Source organism: Bacteroides intestinalis, assembly GCF_003464595.1.
GTDB classification, from domain to species: domain Bacteria; phylum Bacteroidota; class Bacteroidia; order Bacteroidales; family Bacteroidaceae; genus Bacteroides; species Bacteroides intestinalis_A.
The window spans coordinates 221,968-240,020 of the sequence record NZ_QRZF01000007.1 but is presented as its reverse complement, the minus strand read 5'-3'; the positions used below and the strand labels follow the sequence as shown (position 1 = coordinate 240,020).

At 42.8% G+C, this 18,053-nt stretch carries 10 protein-coding genes and 2 pseudogenes; 2 read left to right on the top strand and 10 right to left on the bottom strand.

Annotated elements, in window-relative coordinates; all coding sequences use genetic code 11:
* Nucleotides 1-122 precede the first annotated feature (122 nt).
* The 5 genes and pseudogenes from DWW10_RS12575 to DWW10_RS26680 form a co-directional block, all read right to left on the bottom strand.
* Nucleotides 123-2,207, bottom strand: a complete 2,085-nt coding sequence (locus DWW10_RS12575; RefSeq protein WP_022392638.1) for a M3 family metallopeptidase — start codon at nucleotides 2,205-2,207, stop codon at nucleotides 123-125.
* A 34-nt stretch (nucleotides 2,208-2,241) separates the two neighbouring features.
* Nucleotides 2,242-3,342 carry an endonuclease/exonuclease/phosphatase family protein gene (locus tag DWW10_RS12570; protein ID WP_182021396.1) on the bottom strand — a complete coding sequence of 367 codons (1,101 nt, stop codon included), beginning with the start codon at nucleotides 3,340-3,342 and terminating at the stop codon, nucleotides 2,242-2,244.
* A 15-nt stretch (nucleotides 3,343-3,357) separates the two neighbouring features.
* Complete coding sequence (locus DWW10_RS12565; protein WP_007661930.1) at nucleotides 3,358-4,248, bottom strand: rhomboid family protein; 891 nt, start codon at nucleotides 4,246-4,248, stop codon at nucleotides 3,358-3,360.
* Nucleotides 4,229-4,504 (bottom strand): annotated as a pseudogene (locus tag DWW10_RS26685) (rhomboid family intramembrane serine protease); the annotation flags it as partial. The gene DWW10_RS12565 and the pseudogene DWW10_RS26685, both read right to left, overlap by 20 nt.
* A gap of 149 nt (nucleotides 4,505-4,653) precedes the next feature.
* A pseudogene (locus DWW10_RS26680) lies at nucleotides 4,654-4,963 on the bottom strand (rhomboid family intramembrane serine protease); the annotation flags it as partial.
* Nucleotides 4,964-5,178: 215 nt separating this feature from the next.
* Between DWW10_RS26680 and DWW10_RS12555 the strand changes: the two are divergent.
* Nucleotides 5,179-5,451 carry an HU family DNA-binding protein gene (locus tag DWW10_RS12555; RefSeq protein ID WP_007661934.1) on the top strand — a complete coding sequence of 91 codons (273 nt, stop codon included), beginning with the start codon at nucleotides 5,179-5,181 and terminating at the stop codon, nucleotides 5,449-5,451.
* Between the two features lie 280 nt (nucleotides 5,452-5,731).
* Here DWW10_RS12555 and DWW10_RS12550 read toward each other — a convergent pair whose 3' ends face one another.
* Nucleotides 5,732-6,835, bottom strand: coding sequence for a hypothetical protein (locus tag DWW10_RS12550; protein ID WP_022392635.1), 1,104 nt, complete (start codon nucleotides 6,833-6,835; stop codon nucleotides 5,732-5,734).
* 18 nt (nucleotides 6,836-6,853) lie between these two features.
* Entirely contained in the window at nucleotides 6,854-8,428 is a 1,575-nt protein-coding gene (locus tag DWW10_RS12545; RefSeq protein ID WP_022392634.1) for a CsgG/HfaB family protein, read from the bottom strand.
* Between the two features lie 385 nt (nucleotides 8,429-8,813).
* Here DWW10_RS12545 and argS point away from each other — a divergent pair, with 385 nt between their 5' ends.
* Nucleotides 8,814-10,631: an arginine--tRNA ligase gene (argS, locus tag DWW10_RS12540; protein ID WP_022392633.1), complete on the top strand. Its 1,818-nt coding sequence runs from the start codon at nucleotides 8,814-8,816 to the stop codon at nucleotides 10,629-10,631.
* A 77-nt stretch (nucleotides 10,632-10,708) separates the two neighbouring features.
* Here argS and topA read toward each other — a convergent pair whose 3' ends face one another.
* The 3 genes from topA to DWW10_RS12525 all read right to left on the bottom strand — a co-directional run bounded on the left by topA (nucleotide 10,709) and on the right by DWW10_RS12525 (nucleotide 17,962).
* Nucleotides 10,709-13,066, bottom strand: coding sequence for a type I DNA topoisomerase (topA, locus tag DWW10_RS12535; RefSeq protein WP_022392632.1), 2,358 nt, complete (start codon nucleotides 13,064-13,066; stop codon nucleotides 10,709-10,711).
* Between the two features lie 134 nt (nucleotides 13,067-13,200).
* Nucleotides 13,201-14,856 carry a TonB-dependent receptor gene (locus DWW10_RS12530; RefSeq protein WP_022392631.1) on the bottom strand — a complete coding sequence of 552 codons (1,656 nt, stop codon included), beginning with the start codon at nucleotides 14,854-14,856 and terminating at the stop codon, nucleotides 13,201-13,203.
* Between the two features lie 73 nt (nucleotides 14,857-14,929).
* Nucleotides 14,930-17,962: a tetratricopeptide repeat protein gene (locus tag DWW10_RS12525; RefSeq protein WP_022392630.1), complete on the bottom strand. Its 3,033-nt coding sequence runs from the start codon at nucleotides 17,960-17,962 to the stop codon at nucleotides 14,930-14,932.
* Nucleotides 17,963-18,053: the final 91 nt, after the last annotated feature.

Sequence of the window (18,053 nt, the reverse complement as noted above, 5' to 3'; positions counted from 1 at the left end):
TATTAATTGATTTCTATAGCGTACAAGGCTGCAAATATAGTTTTTTTTTCACATTCGGAAGTAAAAGGAACTCAAATATTTGCATCTGGCAATGATTTTGCTGCCTTTGTATGGCACTAATTTTACTTCATTCCACGATTTTTTAACATTGGTTCCAGTTGAGGCTCAGCACCACGGAAATTCTTGTAAAGTGTCATCGGGTCTTCGCTATTACCTTTTTCAAGGACATTATACCGGAAAAGATCTGCTGTCTTTTTGTCGAAGATACCATGCTCTTTGAAAGCTTCAAAAGCATCGTTATCCAATACGTTTGCCCATAAATAGCTGTAGTAGCCTGCAGCATAACCACCAATGATATGATTGAAGTAGGTGGTACGATAACGCGGGGCTATTTCGGGGATAAGATTCAATTGATTCATGGCTTCTTTCTCATATGCCAATACATCCAGATTCTTGGTGTCAGTCAGGTTGTGCAGATTCATATCCAGAATGGCAGCAGCCAGTAATTCAGTGGTCATGAAGCCTTGATTGAAGGTTTTTTGATTCAGAATCTTTTCGATAAGGCTGTCGGGAATGGTTTCTCCTGTCTGATAATGCTTGGCATACATTTTCAGTACTTCAGGTTCAGTAGCCCAATGTTCATTTATCTGGGAGGGCAATTCAACAAAGTCACGTACGACATTTGTTCCGGAAATGCCTTTATAGTTACACTTAGTCAGTAATCCGTGCAGAGCGTGCCCAAATTCATGGAATAGAGTTTCTACTTCATCGATTGTTAACAGTGACGGAGTGTCGCCTACAGGTTTGGTGAAACTGCATACGTTGCATACCAACGGACGAATATCGCCTTGTTGTTCACGATAGTTACTCATCCATGCACCACCGCTCTTGCCCGGACGTGGGAAATAGTCTACATAGAAGATGCCCATATGAGAGCCATCTGCGTCTTTTACTTCGAATACTTCTACGTCAGGATGATATACGGGAATACCTTCCAGCTTCGTTAATGTAATGCCATAGAGCTTGTTGGCAACTGCGAAAGCTCCTTCACGTACGTTTTCCAGTTTAAAGTAAGGCTTGATTTCATCTTCTTCAAGATTGTACTTCTCTTTGCGAAGCTTTTCAGTATAATACCACCAGTCCCATGCTTCCAGTTTTTCTCCTTTGCCTTCTTTATCCATGATCTTTTGCAAATCAGCAGCTTCGGCTTTTGCTTTCGGCAAGGAGTAGCTCCACAGGTTATTCAGGAAATTCATTACAGTAGTGGAGTTCTTAGCCATTGTGTTATCCAGAACGAAATTGGAATAACAGTCAAAGCCCAGTAATTGTGCTTTCTCAAGGCGAAGACTTACAATGTCTGTAATGATTTTCTTGTTATCGTTCTTATCATTGTTGTTACCGCGATTGATATAAGCCTTGTATATCTGTTCACGCAACGGGCGGTTTTCTGAGTATTGCAGGAATGGGAGTCGGCTGGCATTTCCTAAAGTGAACAGCCATTTTCCTTCCTGGCCGTCTGCTTTTGCTTCTTCTGCTGCGCTTTGACGGAACCACTCGGGCAGTCCGGCAAGATCTTTTTCTTTGTCTATATAGAGTTTGAAGGCATTATTTTCATTCAGAATATTATCGCTGAATGTGAGACCTAATGTGGACAACTGTTTGTTGATCTCACGCAGACGTGTCTGCTTTTCGGGAGAAAGGTTTGCACCGGAGCGAACAAAGTCTTTATAAGTCTCTTCCAACAGACGCTCTTGTTCAGTGGTCAGTTTCAAAGATTCTTTTTGTTGGTATACGGCATTTACTTTTTTAAAGAGCTCTTGGTTCAGTGAGATATTATCGCTGTGCTCTGATAATGTCGGAGCTATTTTTATGGACAGTTCATTCAAGCCGGGTGTCTTTTCGGCATCCGTCATATTATAGAAAATAGCACTAACCCTGTCCAGTATCGGGGCGCTATTGTCGAGAGCAACGATTACATTTTCAAAAGTAGGTGCTTCAGAATTATTCACTATAGCATCGATATTCGCGTTTTGTTCTTCGATCCCTTTCAAAAAGGCGGGTTCGTAATGTTCCAGTTTAATTTTATCGAAGGGCGGTACGCCATGTTCGGTTTGGAACTCGGACAAAAACGGATTTGTTTCCGTTTGTGTGGTACAGGAGTACATCATACAAGTTGTAGCTAAAATAAAAATACACTTCTTAAACATAGTTTTAAGTATTAGATATTAATCATTTTTTTCTTTATTCTTTTTTCTTCAGATAACACCAGATTGGATAATGGTCAGACTCTTTTATAGATCGGTCTACCGTACAGTTATAAGATTTTAGATTTTTACTTGCCAGGATATTGTCAATCCTGAAGTAGAATTTGTTTTGATTGTAAGAGATACCCAGTCCGCGACCCGATTGTGTGAAAGTGTCATTCAGTCCCTGGCCGATAACTCTGTGAGCGTAGGAGATGGGTGTATCGTTAAAGTCACCGCATACGATAATGTAAGGGTGCTGTGACGCTGCAATTTCTTGTGCGATGCTGTCGGCTTGCGAACCACGGATGGCAGAAGCTTCTGCCAGTTTGCGGATAAGCAGGCGGGCACCGCTTTTTACCTTTTTCGTTTCGGGAGATTTGAGCATACTTTCATAGACAACTTTATCTTCTTTCGTCAGTTTATTAGATTCCAGATGGTTGTTGATAAGCATTACAGTATCTTCCCCTATTTTTAGCTCATAAACCGCAGAACCATTGTATTCGCTGGCATAATCTAATCTGCGGGACGAAAGTATGGGGTATTTGGAATAACAGGCTATCCGGTTGGTATGGCCTTTTCCGCTTCCTACAGTTTGAATCTTATGATAAGGATAATCTTTCAGAGCTTTCTCGACATCTTTTTGGCTGAGATAATGAGAAGATTCAATGGTCTGGTACTCTTGTAGGCATAGGATGTCTGCTCCACTGTTCTTCAGATAATTTAAAATAGGGTTCTCTCCGTCTTTCTTAACGGCTCCATCGAATCCCATTATATTGTACGATAAAACTTTGAAGCTGTTTTCCGGTAACTTGTTCGTATGAAAATTAATAGGAAAATAAGTCCGTATCTGCGGATAGCATAGAAGAAGGCTTGTCAATGTGACTAATGCAAACTTATAATTCTGGATAATAAGCCAAAAGACCAGAAAGCAAATATTAATCACCAGAAAGATAGGAAATGCCAGTCCGAAACAGGACTCCACAGGATGTGCGGCCGGCTTAATATACGGGCTGTAAGCGGTAAGAAGCAACAAACCTATGAAGAAGATGTTGACCGCTAAAATCAGATAAGCGACGAATCTGCCAATATGCCTTATTCCCATATTTCTATATTATCGTTTGCTCGCATCGAAAAGACTTTTCTTTTCTTCCGTAGTCAGGCTTTCGTATCCCGATTTTTTTAGTTTATCGAGGATGCGATCTATTTCTTCTGACTGAACTTTCTTGCGGGCGTTGTAATCGTAGTCTTTCTGACGACTGTTACCATAATGCACTTTCATTTTGGGTTTGCGAGGCTTGAAGCTGAATACTGAAACGATAGCATCCAGAATCTTATTAATCCAGGACGTAATGTCTCTGCCTTTACTCAATCCTGCTGCAAACCAGACTCCTGCTAATGCGCCACCCAAATGGGCGATATGTCCACCTGCATTGCTGGATGTGATGAACAGTAAATCAGTACCGATAACAATCAGTGCCAGATATTTCAGTCGTATCGTGCCAAATAGGAATAATCGTATCGGGTAGTTCGGCTCACGATATGCGGTCGCAGCTACAATAGCAAGCACAGACGCAGATGCTCCCAGCATAAATGAGTAGTCAACCATCGGACGGAAATACGGAAAAACGTTATATGCCACCATGTACAGCAATCCGCCGCAAATACCTCCCAATATATAAACTCCCCGCAAATGCTTTGCAGAGAAGAACATCAGGAACAATGCGCCAAACCAATATAGCCATAGCATGTTGAACAGAATATGCAGAAAACCTGCATGCATAAACATGTATGTGAACAGCGACCAAGGCTGTATGATGAATTGTGTAAATGAAGCAGGAAGCTCCAACCATTCAAATACCCCTCCAAGACTACGGTTGAATAGCTGCAAAATAACTTCCGTCAGCGTAGTAACCACAAAGACGGCTACGTTGATATAAATCAGTTGGATATAAATATTCCCTCTCCGAAAAGCTTCTTTAAGATCAGTTGTAATAGTACCCATTTCCTCTGTCTTTTTTTCTCCAATACATGATCAGTATAAAACCGAATATCATACCACCCAAGTGTGCAAAGTGAGCTACATTGTCGTTAGGATTGTTGGCAAAACCAGCGTACAGTTCAATCAATGCGTATCCGATAACAAAGTACTTGGCTTTTATCGGAAACGGCAACGGAAATATGAATAGCGGCTGATTGGGGAATAACATTCCGAAGCCCAGCAAAATGGCATACACGGCCCCTGAAGCTCCTACGGTAACTCCGTTTAAAAGAGCATTCAGATTTGCCATGGATGGATAGGTGTAGTTCATATTGTCCCGCATGATTTGAGCGCCTTCCTGATATACGGTATTAATCATTTCCGGACTCATTCCGGTCTTTGCAGCCTGGATGCGTATGTATGTTACCAGCATACTGATTAAGCCTGCACCTATACCACATATCATATAGTAAGATAAAAAACGTTTGGGTCCCCATACTTGCTCGAGTATGCGACCAAACATCCACACGGCAAACATGTTAAAGAAAAGGTGCGTAAAGCCTCCATGCATGAACATGTATGTGATAAGTTGCGCTATGTTAAAGTCATCGGCAAGAAAAAAGTGAAGTCCCAGATAACGGGCTAAATCCAGGCCGTAACTTTGAGCAACAATGGTCGCAAGAAAGACCAGTACATTAATGATTAATAGGTTCTTAGTAACTGTTGGTATGGCATTCATAATCTGTTATTTCATTCATTGAGTTGCAAAAATACGAATAAATTCTGTTCTATAACAGAAAAACGACTTTCTATTCCTTTTTTTTCGCCAAAATCCAATCTTTTTTTAATGTTTTTATTTGATATTCAGAAATATTGCTCTATTTTTGTAGAGCTTTGTGAAATTCTATTGCAGATATCTTTTGTGTAACATATTAATTATTAAATTTTAAATTTATGAACAAGTCAGAACTTATCAGCGCTATGGCAGCAGAGTCCGGTTTGACAAAAGCGGATTCTAAGAAAGCATTGGATGCTTTCATGGCATCAATCACAAAGGCTCTAAAGGCTGGTGATAAAGTATCATTGGTTGGCTTCGGTACGTTTGCTGTGTCAGAAAGAGCAGCACGTCTGGGCATTAATCCTTCTACCAAACAGAGCATTACGATTCCTGCAAAGAAAGTTGCTAAGTTTAAACCTGGTATGGAGTTGACTTTGGCCATCGGATAGAGACGGCTACGAATAAAGAATAGGAAAGGAGATGCAGCAGCACCTCCTTTTTTATTATCCCTACAAACGGAGTACTTAATTCGCCAAAATATAGTATCTTTGTGTGTATCGCTGAAACCGTAAAAGGCAGGTCAGATGAGGGGATTTTTCTCCAGTTGGGAAATTTTTTTTCCAACTGGAGAAAAACAGGAGCTTGCAATCTGGCATTTTGAAGTCAAGGCATCTACATTCCGTAAAACGTCTCAATCGTTGCGGAATACATTCTACAATTTATAACCAACTATTTAAATGCCTGCTTCGCTCCTTCCTTCGTAAAGAGAAAGTTATCGAGCGGACAATCAAAACAGACTTCTTGTAAAGTCATTGTTGTCTCTTTCAACTTGCTTTTTTTTGCAAGTTCGCCAAAGTAAACAGTTTGTAGCCTTGAGCATAAGACTAAATCTCCGAAAGTCCGATATTCCAAGAATTTTGTTTCAAAGCCATTCCCTTCTACCAAGACGGGCAGACCAGTAGCATCATCAAAATAGTAAGTCTCTTTATCCTGCGTTTGTCCAATAGCCATAAAAATTACTCCCGTGCATTGCTTACCTTTTATGGCTCTCTTTTCACCAAGCACGCGTTGCCATTTTTTTGTATTAAAGACCGCTAAATTAAATACAGTCTTATCATCGAAAATTCTCCACGCTTCCGCTACGACTGAAGCTTTGTACTTTCCTACTAACCCTTGAGCGAATCCCCACCAACCTTCATTTCCATTAAGTACCGAAACGTAATTATATGTTTTTTTTGAAGCTATATGTGCTATATGCATCTTCTTGTCCGCCCAATCACAAGCCTGAAAATCACGAGTCGTATAAATTTTATCTTTAATAGTGATATAAGAGGAAGAACCTTTTATATAATAAGGAGGAAAAGGGATTGATGTTTTTCCCTCATCCAACCCAATTATCCGAAGATAACGATCTACGATACCATTCGCATCTGTTGGAACTATCTGCAATTCTTCATCTACCGCATTATCCGTCAATACATCTGTATGCCCTTGAGGCAATTCCGGCATTTCCGCTATCATCCCTACTTTTATTTTCTTAACTGCTTCTTCCGGATATATGGTTGCAACAGAGTATTCTCCATAAACTTCCACAATTTCCAAATCTGCAAGGATGCCACCTTCTTTCTTGATTTTCTTTTTAGTCACCGGGTGTACCATATATCCGGCTTCTTCATGAACAGACAACACATCGCCCACCTTTATTTTAGCAGAAGTTATATCCAAAAAGGCTTTGTCGTTTTCGATGTTGATAACGTAACTTTGAATCATGTTTTGCGCTTCTGACAGCAAAGAAGCGAATAAGAATATTGTAAATAATAATATTTTTTTCATTTCAGACTATATTAAGATTTAAAAAGTAAAACGTAGACCGGTAGAAGTCAGAGACAAAGAATACCGGAAACCATAATTCTCATTATAACTGTATTGAGAATTACTGTTATTATAGGAAGAACATATACGTTTCAACTTTCGCCTGCCCGAACTATTAAGAATGACCCCTCCAACTATAGAAGCTGTGCCAACTGTTCCTGCAAGGACTAAAGGTAAAGAGCTACTGGAGCTTGTTGATAAAGAAGCGGCTCCCACACCTACAGCAAGTCCCCCGATTGCCATTACCCAGCTTAGACCTTTTTTCCTCTTGGCTCTTTGGTATTGAAAAAATAAACCTGTTTTATCAGCGAATGCAACGCGTACCCCATCCTTATCCAACTTTTCAGTCCCCAAATATAATTTATACCCTTTGGCATACATTCTATCTCCATAAGAGATTCCCCCGGAAACACTTCCCACTACTTTTCTATCCACCTTTCCGTTGAAGAAATCCTTCAAATTCCTCCCTATTCTCATAAAAGCTTGTTGTATGGCTTTTCCCGTAACCGTCTGTTTGAAATCCTCGGCTCCACCATTCAGTTCACCTCCTCCTAAAGCGCCATACTCCATGGATAATTGAGATTTGCCTTGTGCCTTTCCACTGCCCGAACACATAAACACAATTTCGCCCGTCTGCAAATCCACCACACGGACGGACAAATTGACCGATGCTTTCAATGTAGCAAAATTCATATTCGATCCGTAAGCCGCGCCTATATTCACTCCCGTCAGCCCTTGTACCGCACCCATTACTGATGCCAGAGGGATACCGGTTCGCACATTTGCCACATCCGGTTTCTGCATCGTGGTCTGTAATATATAGCGGGCCCCAATTCCTTTTCCACGCTGAATGGTAGTGGCAGGGTCAAGAATATCCCCAGCAAGATTGATCTCGTCTATCTGTGCATTCGATACGCTCCTATCCAATAAACGAACCTTATCGCACATCAACATTTGTTCCATTAGCACATCTGCCACATAATCTCCAAAATGCCCATTATGTACAACATCATTCACTTGTGCCGGTGCTATGACTATGTTGACTCTTTCTGAAGTCTCTTTATTTTCCAATAAATTTTGAGATCCTGAAACTGCGATATCTCCGGCTGTATTCCCATCAGAAACAAAACTGTTGACCATAGCTTTGTTTTTTGATGAAACCGGCTTTTCAGATTGATAAACATTCTCTTGCGGAGAACTGTCTGTAACAACCTTTGCAGAAGTCCGTACAGCCATTCCGGCTTTCAATCGCACAAGTAGAGAAGCGTTATGAGGTCTTGCCACAGAATATTCAGAATAAACAGTACCTACTTCAAGTGTACCAAGTACCTCATCTTTTTTTCTGATTCTACGTCCCGTTGCTGGATCGGTCATGTAACCACCACTCACAATTACCTCCAGATAATCTCCTACTCGCACTTGTGCACTTGTCAAATCCACATTGACTGCCCCATTTTCAATGCTGATAATACATCCTTTTGTCGTCTGCCCCATCACGGCCACCGAGCCCAGAAGCAAAAGAAGCGACAAAAGCAATCCGCTTTTCACGTTCATGTCATTTAATGTTTTAGTTTGCCTGTGGCTCCAAAAGACAGATGATTTTTCTTTTCGATTTATGTAGAAAGAAGAAAAGTATAGATACAAGAAAGGCGTGGAACCTAACTTTATCTAATTCGAGGCTCTGGACTGCCCACTTAAACATAAAGTTTAGCCCACGCCTATACAGCGCGGGCGTTACAACTTTATTCTGTTTAAGTGAGGAATTGTCCAGATTCCGAATTATGAGAATAAAAGCTAACGCTCTCTTATATGTATGTCTTTAAATATATTTACTTATTCCATTGGCTTCAATATTCGATGTTTGCCTACAAAGATATAAATTTTGGAGAGTAGTTGCAACAAAAATAGTATCTTTGTGCCCGGAAAATACTTTTAAATCATGAATATAGAAGATAAACTGGTAACGTCCGTAATCAATGGACTGAAAGCACTGTACGGACAGGATGTGCCTGCCGCACAGGTGCAACTGCAAAAAACCAAGAAAGAATTTGAGGGACACCTCACGCTGGTCGTTTTTCCTTTTCTGCGCATGTCAAAGAAGGGACCGGAGCAGACAGCACAAGAGATTGGTGAATACCTGAAAGCTAATGAACCTTCCGTTGCTGCGTTCAATGTCATCAAAGGTTTCCTGAACCTGACCATTGCTTCTTCTGCCTGGATTGAGTTACTGAACAACATTCATGCCGATAAACAGTACGGTATTACTACTGCCACGGATCATTCTCCGCTGGTTATGATAGAATATTCTTCACCCAATACCAACAAACCACTTCACTTAGGTCATGTGCGCAATAACCTTTTGGGTAATGCCTTGGCCAACATCGTTATGGCGAACGGTAACAAAGTGGTAAAGACGAATATCGTGAACGACCGCGGTATTCATATCTGCAAATCCATGTTGGCATGGTCCAAATATGGAAATGGTGAAACTCCTGAATCATCCGGTAAAAAGGGCGATCATCTGGTAGGTGACTATTATGTAGCTTTCGATAAACATTATAAAGCTGAAGTGAAAGAGCTGATGGCCAGATTCCAGGCTGAAGGTGCGACGGAAGAAGAAGCTAAAGCGAAAGCAGAAGCTGCCTCTCCTTTGATGAACGAAGCTCGTGAAATGCTGGTAAAATGGGAGGCCGGTGATCCGGAAGTACGTGCACTCTGGACAAAAATGAATAATTGGGTGTACGAAGGTTTTGATGAAACTTATCGTAAGATGGGTGTGGGGTTTGACAAGATATATTATGAGTCAAATACCTATCTTGAAGGTAAAGAGAAAGTTATGGAAGGTCTTGAAAAAGGTTTCTTCTATAAGAAAGAGGATGGCTCTGTATGGGCTGACCTTACTCCGGAAGGCTTGGATCACAAATTGTTGCTCCGTGCCGATGGAACTTCGGTTTATATGACTCAAGATATCGGTACAGCAAAATTGCGTTTTGCAGATTATCCTATTGACAAAATGATTTATGTTGTAGGTAATGAACAGAACTACCATTTCCAGGTGCTTTCTATCTTGCTTGATAAACTCGGTTTCGAATGGGGAAAGGGGCTTGTGCATTTCTCTTATGGTATGGTCGAGTTGCCTGAGGGTAAGATGAAGAGTCGTGAAGGTACAGTAGTAGATGCCGATGACTTGATTGAGGAAATGGTGAACACTGCTAAGGAAACTTCAAATGAACTGGGAAAACTGGATGGTTTGACTCAGGAAGAGGCTGATAATATTGCCCGAATTGTAGGATTGGGTGCTTTGAAATACTTTATTCTCAAAGTGGATGCCCGCAAGAATATGACGTTCAATCCGAAAGAGTCAATCGACTTTAATGGAAATACAGGACCGTTCATTCAATATACGTATGCGCGTATTCAATCTGTATTGCGTAAGGCGGCTGAAGCCGGTATCGCAGTTCCGGCTGAAATCCCTGTAGGTATCGAGTTGAGTGAGAAAGAGGAAGGACTTATTCAAATGGTGGCTGATTTTGCAGCTGTTGTGAAGCAGGCAGGCTCAGACTACAGTCCATCTATTATTGCCAACTATACTTATGACCTGGTGAAAGAATATAATCAGTTCTACCACGATTTCAGTATCCTGCGCGAAGAGGATGAAGCCGTGAAAGTATTCCGCCTTGCTTTGTCGGAGAATGTGGCTAAAGTAGTTCGTCTCGGCATGGGATTGCTGGGTATCGAAGTACCGGACAGAATGTAATTACAGATAGTATTATAAAACATCAGCCCCGGAATGATTCTTTCATTCCGGGGCTGATTGTTTTATGATGAATCGCTTTATGCTTTCTTCTTGGCATATTTTCCACGTTTCGGTTTTGCCGGAGCTGATGCAGCTTTTTCACTTTGCAGTTTGACGATTTCCAAGCAGGCATCCAGACTTAAATCTTCCGGAACGATATCTTTTGGAATCTTATAATTGCTGCCTTTATAAGCGATATAAGGGCCATATCTTCCGTTCATAATTTCCAATTCCGGTTCTTCTTCGAATTTTTTAAGATGCTTCTTGGCTTCCGCTTCCGCTTTTTCCTTGATCAGTTCCAGAGCCTCTTCCAATTCTATTTCCATAGGATCTGCTCCTTTGGGAAGTGAGGTATAGGTTCCGTTATAATAAATATACGGACCGAAACGTCCGGCATTGACGCTGACAGTTTTACCTTCATGTTCTCCAAGGGTACGTGGCAACTTGAACAGTTCCATAGCCTCTTCCAGGGTAATAGTCTCGATAGACATGCCTTTCTTCAGAGGAGAAAAACGAGGTTTCTCTTCGTCTTCCGCACTTCCTATCTGTACTACCGGACCGAAACGTCCAATCTTGACTGAAACAGGTTTGCCACTGACGGGATCGTCTCCCAATAAGCGTTCTCCGGTCTTATGTGCATTCTTGGCAGCGAGGGTACTTTCTACAGATGGATGGAACGTTTTATAGAACGTCTTCATGATAGTCGTCCATTTTGTATCACCTTCTGCTATCTCGTCGAATTGTTTTTCTACGCTTGCCGTGAAGTTGTAGTCCATGATGCTGGGGAAGTATTGCATCAGGAAGTCGGTTACAACTGTGCCGGTATCTGTAGGTAACAGTTTGGCTTTCTCAGCCCCGGTAATCTCAGTGCGTGTATCATCTGCAATCTTATCTTTCTTCAAAGTGATTACATTGTATAAACGCTCTTCGCCAGTCTTGTCTCCCTTCTCTACATACTCACGCTGCTGTACAGTAGAAATAGTAGGTGCATAAGTTGAAGGACGGCCGATACCCAACTCTTCCAGTTTGCGTACCAGGCTTGCTTCAGTATAGCGGGGTGGATGTTGCGTGAAACGTTCCGTAGCAGTTATATTCTGGTACTGTAGTTTCTGTCCCTTCTTCAAAGGAGGTAACAGATGGCTTTCATCTTCCTGCTCCACATCATCATCATAAGATTCTCTGTATACGCGCAGGAAACCATCGAATTTTACTACTTCTCCGGTTGCATTGAATGTATCAGATGCATTGCTGATGCTGATGGTTGCTGTTGTCTTCTCCAGTTCGGCATCTGCCATCTGGGAAGCTATAGTACGTTTCCAGATCAGGTCATACAGTTTCTTCTCCTGTGCGCTACCTTCTATTTGCGCCTGTTCCATATATGTAGGACGGATAGCTTCGTGTGCTTCCTGTGCCCCTTTGGTCTTGGTACTGAAGTGACGTGGATGCACATATTTGTCCCCCATCATGTTAGCGATGGCTTCTTTACTGCCGTTGATTGCGTATTCCGATAAGTTTACCGAGTCGGTACGCATATAAGTGATACGTCCGGATTCGTACAGTCTCTGAGCCACCATCATGGTTTGAGCAACCGTGAAACCGAGCTTACGTGCAGCTTCCTGTTGCAGGGTAGAAGTGGTGAACGGTGCGGCCGGGCTTTTCTTTACCGGACGAGTCGTGATATCTTCAATGGTAAACATTGCTGCCTGGCAATGCTCCAATAGTTTCTGAGCTTCTGCTTTAGTCTTGAGGCGGCGTGCAAGTTCTGCTTTCATCTCCACAAGTTTGCCGTCAGTGTCGGGAACCAGGAAAATAGCAGTGACCTTATAAGATGCTTCACTTTGGAAAGCATGTATTTCACGTTCGCGCTCTACGATGAGGCGTACGGCTACTGATTGTACACGTCCGGCAGAAAGTGCAGGTTTTACTTTCTTCCACAGTACGGGCGATAATTCAAAACCCACGATACGGTCGAGGATACGGCGAGCCTGCTGTGCATTGACAAGATTGATGTCAATGTTTCGAGGTTGCTCAATAGCCTTTAATATAGCGGTTTTGGTAATTTCATGGAATACGATGCGTTTGGTATGTTCCGGATCGAGTTTCAATACCTCATACAAGTGCCACGCGATGGCTTCTCCCTCGCGGTCCTCATCGGAAGCCAACCATACGGTATCTGCTTCTTTCGCTTCAGATTTCAGTGTCTTTACCAGCGCTTTTTTATCTTCCGGGATTTCATAGTCCGGTTCAAAGTTCTTTTCAACGTCAATACTGAATTCTTTTTTCTTCAAATCGCGTATATGACCATAGCTGGAAAGAACCTTATAATCTTTTCCCAGGAACTTCTCAATTGTTTTTGCTTTTGCCGGTGACTCGACAATGACAAGGTTTTTTGGCATAAATTTCTGTTTTATAGTGACTCCTGTCACTGAATTCGCCCGCAAAAGTAGAAAAAAACAATTGTTTCCACCTTATAATATGTAGAGAATATATTCTTTTTTAGTAAAAATGACTTTTTTTGCCTCGTTGTTTGTTAAAAACGGAAACTCACACCACCTACGAAATTGATACCTTCTGTAGGATATCCCCAATAATATTGATAGTCTTTGTTCAATAAATTGTTTACGCGGGCGTAAATAGAGATGCCTTTGAAGACTTCGTAGCTGCCACCAAGGTAAAGATTACCAACGGGATCAACTCGTTCGTTTCCTATTTTTTCACGAGTGATGTGCTGGTATCCGAAGCTGATCAGGACTGAGGAGATCGGTCGGATATCTGCGTGAATGTTTGCTTCGAAAGAGGGCATATAGGCAAGTAGCCAATCTCCGTTATCTTCTTCTACCTTTGCAACTTTCCAGTCACGGTAGACACCTGAGGCGGAAAAAGAGATAATGTCTTTATAGCTGTAGCTGACCTCAGCGCCTGCATAGATGTTATGCATGTTTCTTTGGAACAGTTGGAGATACGATTGGTTGTTGGTATCTACGAAATAGCTTGAAACTCCGACAGAGGCGAGGTTATTCTTTAAATCCTGGTATCCACCATAGAGGTTGAACCATAAACCTGTTACAGGGCTGGTCTTGAATCCGAGTGCGGCATTCAGTTGCTCGTAAGTGGCATCCAGTTGCATTTCACTCTGTCCGTAAGGCGAAACGGTTTCCAGTCTGCGGAAGTCATTGGTTCGGCGTCCGCCTGTGGCCTGGGCATAAAGAATGTAACTGTCAGAGAAGATATATTGGGCAGTGACGTCCGGTGATACCCGGAACTTCTTACCAAATCCGAAAGCAAAATCCACATGGGCGCCAAGTCGGATTTTCCAGTCATCATTCTGATACAAGTAGTAAGGATTGAGTTCTACAGATGTATAATCATCAAAAAGATTGTTCTTATAAAATACATTGTCCATTGCCAGATCTACTCCTACAGATTGTTCTTCGGAGATAGAACCCATTGCACCTGCTTTGGTCCGTACCATCGCTTCCTGTGCATCTTTCTGAGAGAGGTCATACTGGCGTTCATAGAACATCAGGTTCGTTTCGGCATGAAACTGAAAAGGCAAGTCTTCGCTTGTCGATTTGACTCCGAAATGTACATCGCCCGACAGGAATTTCTGTTTGTTGTTTATACTATAGGGTATAAAGTTGAAATTGCTCAGACCGAAGTTGCCGGCTACATTTAAGTCCACTTTCCGGAAAGCATGTATATAGTCCATGCCAACGTGTGTACGGTAGTAACGTGCATCCCATTTCTCCGCAAAACCGGGTACTTTTAGTTTGCCGTCCATGCCGTTCATATGGAAGTTCAGATTTAACTTATCGCTATTGGGAAGGATAAATAAGTAATTGGCGCATGCGTCCAGATTTCCATAATTTCCATATCCCAGGCGTGCGTATCCGCGTTGGGCTTTGTCCTGACTTTCTGCTCCGGTATAAGCTTGCATGGTACTTGCGGGGATATTTCCTTCCGGTACCAACGTTGCATCATATTCCACTACTTTTTTGCTGACAGTTGGCGGTGCTACTTGTGGCAACACATTTACCTTGGAAGCATCCATGATGTCCGGATTATATTCTTGTTCTACCACGACCGTGCGGCTCAGGGTAGTGTCTTTAGCTTGCGTTTGGGCCTGTGCCCAGTTCGGGAAGGCTATTAGTGCCAATGCTCCGAATATATATTGTACCTTTTTCATATTTATAGTTGACGAGGTTTTAGTTGACAAGTTGACAAGGCCTCGTATCTTGTCAACTTGTGTCCTTATTCCTTTACTTCAGTTTTTCCAGTCTCTCATTGATCATCTGTTCAATGTCATCGTCAGCATGGTAATTCTGCTGCAGGCTCAATAAATATTGGCGTGCATCCAGTTTCTTATCCATGGCTACATATACATCAGACAGCAGAATAAAACTGCGTGCCAGCCAGTAAGCGTGTGGTGTACTTTGTTCGATGAAGTTAAGTATTTCTTTCTCAGCGGCAGCATACTCATGGGCTTTATACAATTGCAGGGCAACCAAGTATTTAGCTTCGGCTCCATAGAGAGTACGTGTATCCTTAGCCAATGCCTGAAGATCGTTCATCGCTTTTTTGTCGGCCTGTTGGTTCAAGTATGCTTTAGCACGGAAATACAGGGCTTCGTTGCGCAATTCCGGTGTCAGCTTAGCCTCGGCAAGCATGTCCGTAGCGGCAGCGATTGTTTCTACATCATCCTGCATCATGGCTGCACTGCGTAGCATACCGGTTGCTGCAAGCTGGCGACGTTCGGCGGTGGTAGCTTTAGCCTTCAACTGCTTGTAGTCGGTAAGTGCCTGGTCGAAATGTTTACGGTTGAATAGTATTTCAGCCCGTGCGATAAGTGCTTCCTGTGAGTAAGGAGTGTCCGGATATTCCAGCAGCTTACCGGCGTGTTCCAGTACTGCTTCTTCGTCTTTCTGTTCTTTGCCGATGACGCACAAGTAATAGTGCGCATTCAGGCTGAATGCACCGTTGGGATAACTTTGCAGATAGCGTGTAAAGCTTGACTTGGCTGGTGCAATCTCTCCTTTCATGTATACCTTTTCGGCAGCGATGTAAGTCAGTGAGTCTTGCTCGCTGGCGTCGAAACGAATTTCCCCCGGCACTTTAGCCGCTAACTCGGCAAATTCATCTACGCGGTTGGCATCCACATAAATGGATTTCAGGTCTCGCATGGCAAGACGTGCTTCCTCGCTACCCGGATATTGTGTTACAACATGCTTGTATGCTTCTATCGCACGATCATAATCATCGTTCTGATAGTACAGCAAGCCAATCTCAGCGGCAGCTTTACGGCTGACCGGACTTTCCGGATATTTATCCAGTAACTCTTTGAAGGCTGCGATGGCCTGGCGGCTGTTGTTAGTCTGTACATACGAACGTCCTTTTTCATAAAGGGCATTTATGGCGTAAGGTGAACTCGGATATTTGCTGGACAGACGGTTGAGCAATGCCACTTTGCCGTCATAATCCTTTTGTAGACCGGCTACTAAGGCCAACTGATAGAATGAGTAGTCTCCTGCAGGAGTTCCCATATTCTCAGCTTTATTATAGTATTGTTTGGCTTCATCGAAACGGCGAACATGCAGGTGGCAGTCGCCTATACGGTTATAGGCGTCGGCAAGTGCGGTGGCATTTTCTCCTTTTTCCAGTTGTGTAAACTTCAGGAAGCGGTTTTGTGCAAGCGTATAATCTTTTTCGTGGAAAGCAATATAAGCCAGATTATAATATGCCAATGCATAAGTCTCCGTATTCCTGTCCGGAGTCAGATTCAGATATTCATTAAAGTTACGGGCGGCTTCCTGCATCCGGTTCAGGCGATAATAAGATTCACCTCTCCAATAGATGGCATCCGCTTTGGTTTGCAGATTGTATTGCCCCAAGGCAATAGACTGGTTGAAATAACCGATAGCTTCCTGGAACTGTGTATTTGCAAAAGACTGGGTGCCGAGGTGGAACAGAATTTTCTGTTTAGCCTCCAGAATGGCAGCACCCGGATGAGTGATACGTTCGATGGATTTCAGGGCAGCTTCATAACTACGGGTATTCATATACACCTCTACCAGATAGCTGCTGACTTTATCTACATACTGAGAATTGGGGAATTCATTGAGGAACTTCTCGAAAACGGTGACAGATTCACCGAAAGCGGAATAAGAAGTTTCGTGAATGCAGAGGGCATAGTTGTATGCGGCCTGCTCCTTGATCTGCATGTTTGCATTAGAGGCGGAAGCCTGTTCAAATGCCATACGCGCTTTGTTCTTGTCTCCCATTTGCAGGTAAGCCAAGCCCATGTGCAGATAGGCATTCTGTGAAAGCGCATCATTTCCTGTAGCTACTTCTCCGAGTGTGTTGGCTGCTTTGGTATATACACCGGAGTGATAATATGAAAGTCCCAGCATGTAGAGCGCATCCCGGCGGGGAGCTTCCTCTTTGTTGTTCGCCAGATACTTTTCAAATGCTCCCATTGCTTCGTGGTATTTTCCGAAGTGGTAGTCCGCATCGCCCAGAACACGATACATTTCTGCGGTATATTCATTGTTTGGGTAGGCGGACAGGTAATTTTGTGCAACGATTTCCGCCTTATCATAATTCTTCTTTATCAGATAAATTTCTGCTATATAATAAGGTGCCAATGCTTTATACTTTTCATTATCCTGCAAAGACAGGAAACCAGTCAGGGCGTCATCGTAGCGCTGCTGGGTGTAGCGGATGTATGAAAGGTAATAAGTGCAATCCGCAACATATTTTTTGCTGGTGTTACGAAGCATCTCGAACCAGATGGCAGCTTCTTTCACATTTCCTGTTTTCAGGTAGCAGGTGGCGAGGCGATAGGTCATGTCATCCCGTTCTTCATTTCCAAGCAGGTCGAGGCGGGAAGCATTGAACATAGCCATAGCCGCATCATAGTTTCCTTCGAAGAAGTATACGGAAGCCATGAGTGCATAAATGCGATTGGCGTATGGAGTATCGGGATACTCATCCAGATAGGCACGCAATTTATCTATACTTTTTGTATCTTTCAGTTCATAAGCGGCGCATACCAGCATATATTCGGCTTCCATCCGTTCGCCTTCGGCAGGCAACGGTTTGCCTTCAGCGTCTACCTGACGCACAAAGGCCTGAAGTGGTGGGATGGCGGCAGCGTAAGCTTTTTGTTGGAACAGTGATTGTCCTTCCTGGTAAAGTCGTTGGGGGGAAGTGATTTTCTCGCTGGTCTGTGCCGTAGCGAGCAAGGGTGCACAGCAGAGGACCGTGCACAGTATTCGGGAGAGTTTATTCTTCATAATACAACGCGTTTTTACAAAAGTACGGGTTTTAAGTCGAATTTGTTACACTTGTTTGGCTTTTTTAGGATATAGAGTTGTGAACGTGAAT

Coding starts and splice junctions, on each gene's coding strand:
- DWW10_RS12575 (WP_022392638.1), bottom strand. CDS start 2,207: ATGTTTAAGAAGTGTATTTTTATTTTAGCTACAACTTGTATGATGTAC.
- DWW10_RS12565 (WP_007661930.1), bottom strand. CDS start 4,248: ATGGGTACTATTACAACTGATCTTAAAGAAGCTTTTCGGAGAGGGAAT.
- DWW10_RS12555 (WP_007661934.1), top strand. CDS start 5,179: ATGAACAAGTCAGAACTTATCAGCGCTATGGCAGCAGAGTCCGGTTTG.
- DWW10_RS12550 (WP_022392635.1), bottom strand. CDS start 6,835: ATGAAAAAAATATTATTATTTACAATATTCTTATTCGCTTCTTTGCTG.
- DWW10_RS12545 (WP_022392634.1), bottom strand. CDS start 8,428: ATGAACGTGAAAAGCGGATTGCTTTTGTCGCTTCTTTTGCTTCTGGGC.
- argS (WP_022392633.1), top strand. CDS start 8,814: ATGAATATAGAAGATAAACTGGTAACGTCCGTAATCAATGGACTGAAA.
- topA (WP_022392632.1), bottom strand. CDS start 13,066: ATGCCAAAAAACCTTGTCATTGTCGAGTCACCGGCAAAAGCAAAAACA.
- DWW10_RS12530 (WP_022392631.1), bottom strand. CDS start 14,856: ATGAAAAAGGTACAATATATATTCGGAGCATTGGCACTAATAGCCTTC.
- DWW10_RS12525 (WP_022392630.1), bottom strand. CDS start 17,962: ATGAAGAATAAACTCTCCCGAATACTGTGCACGGTCCTCTGCTGTGCA.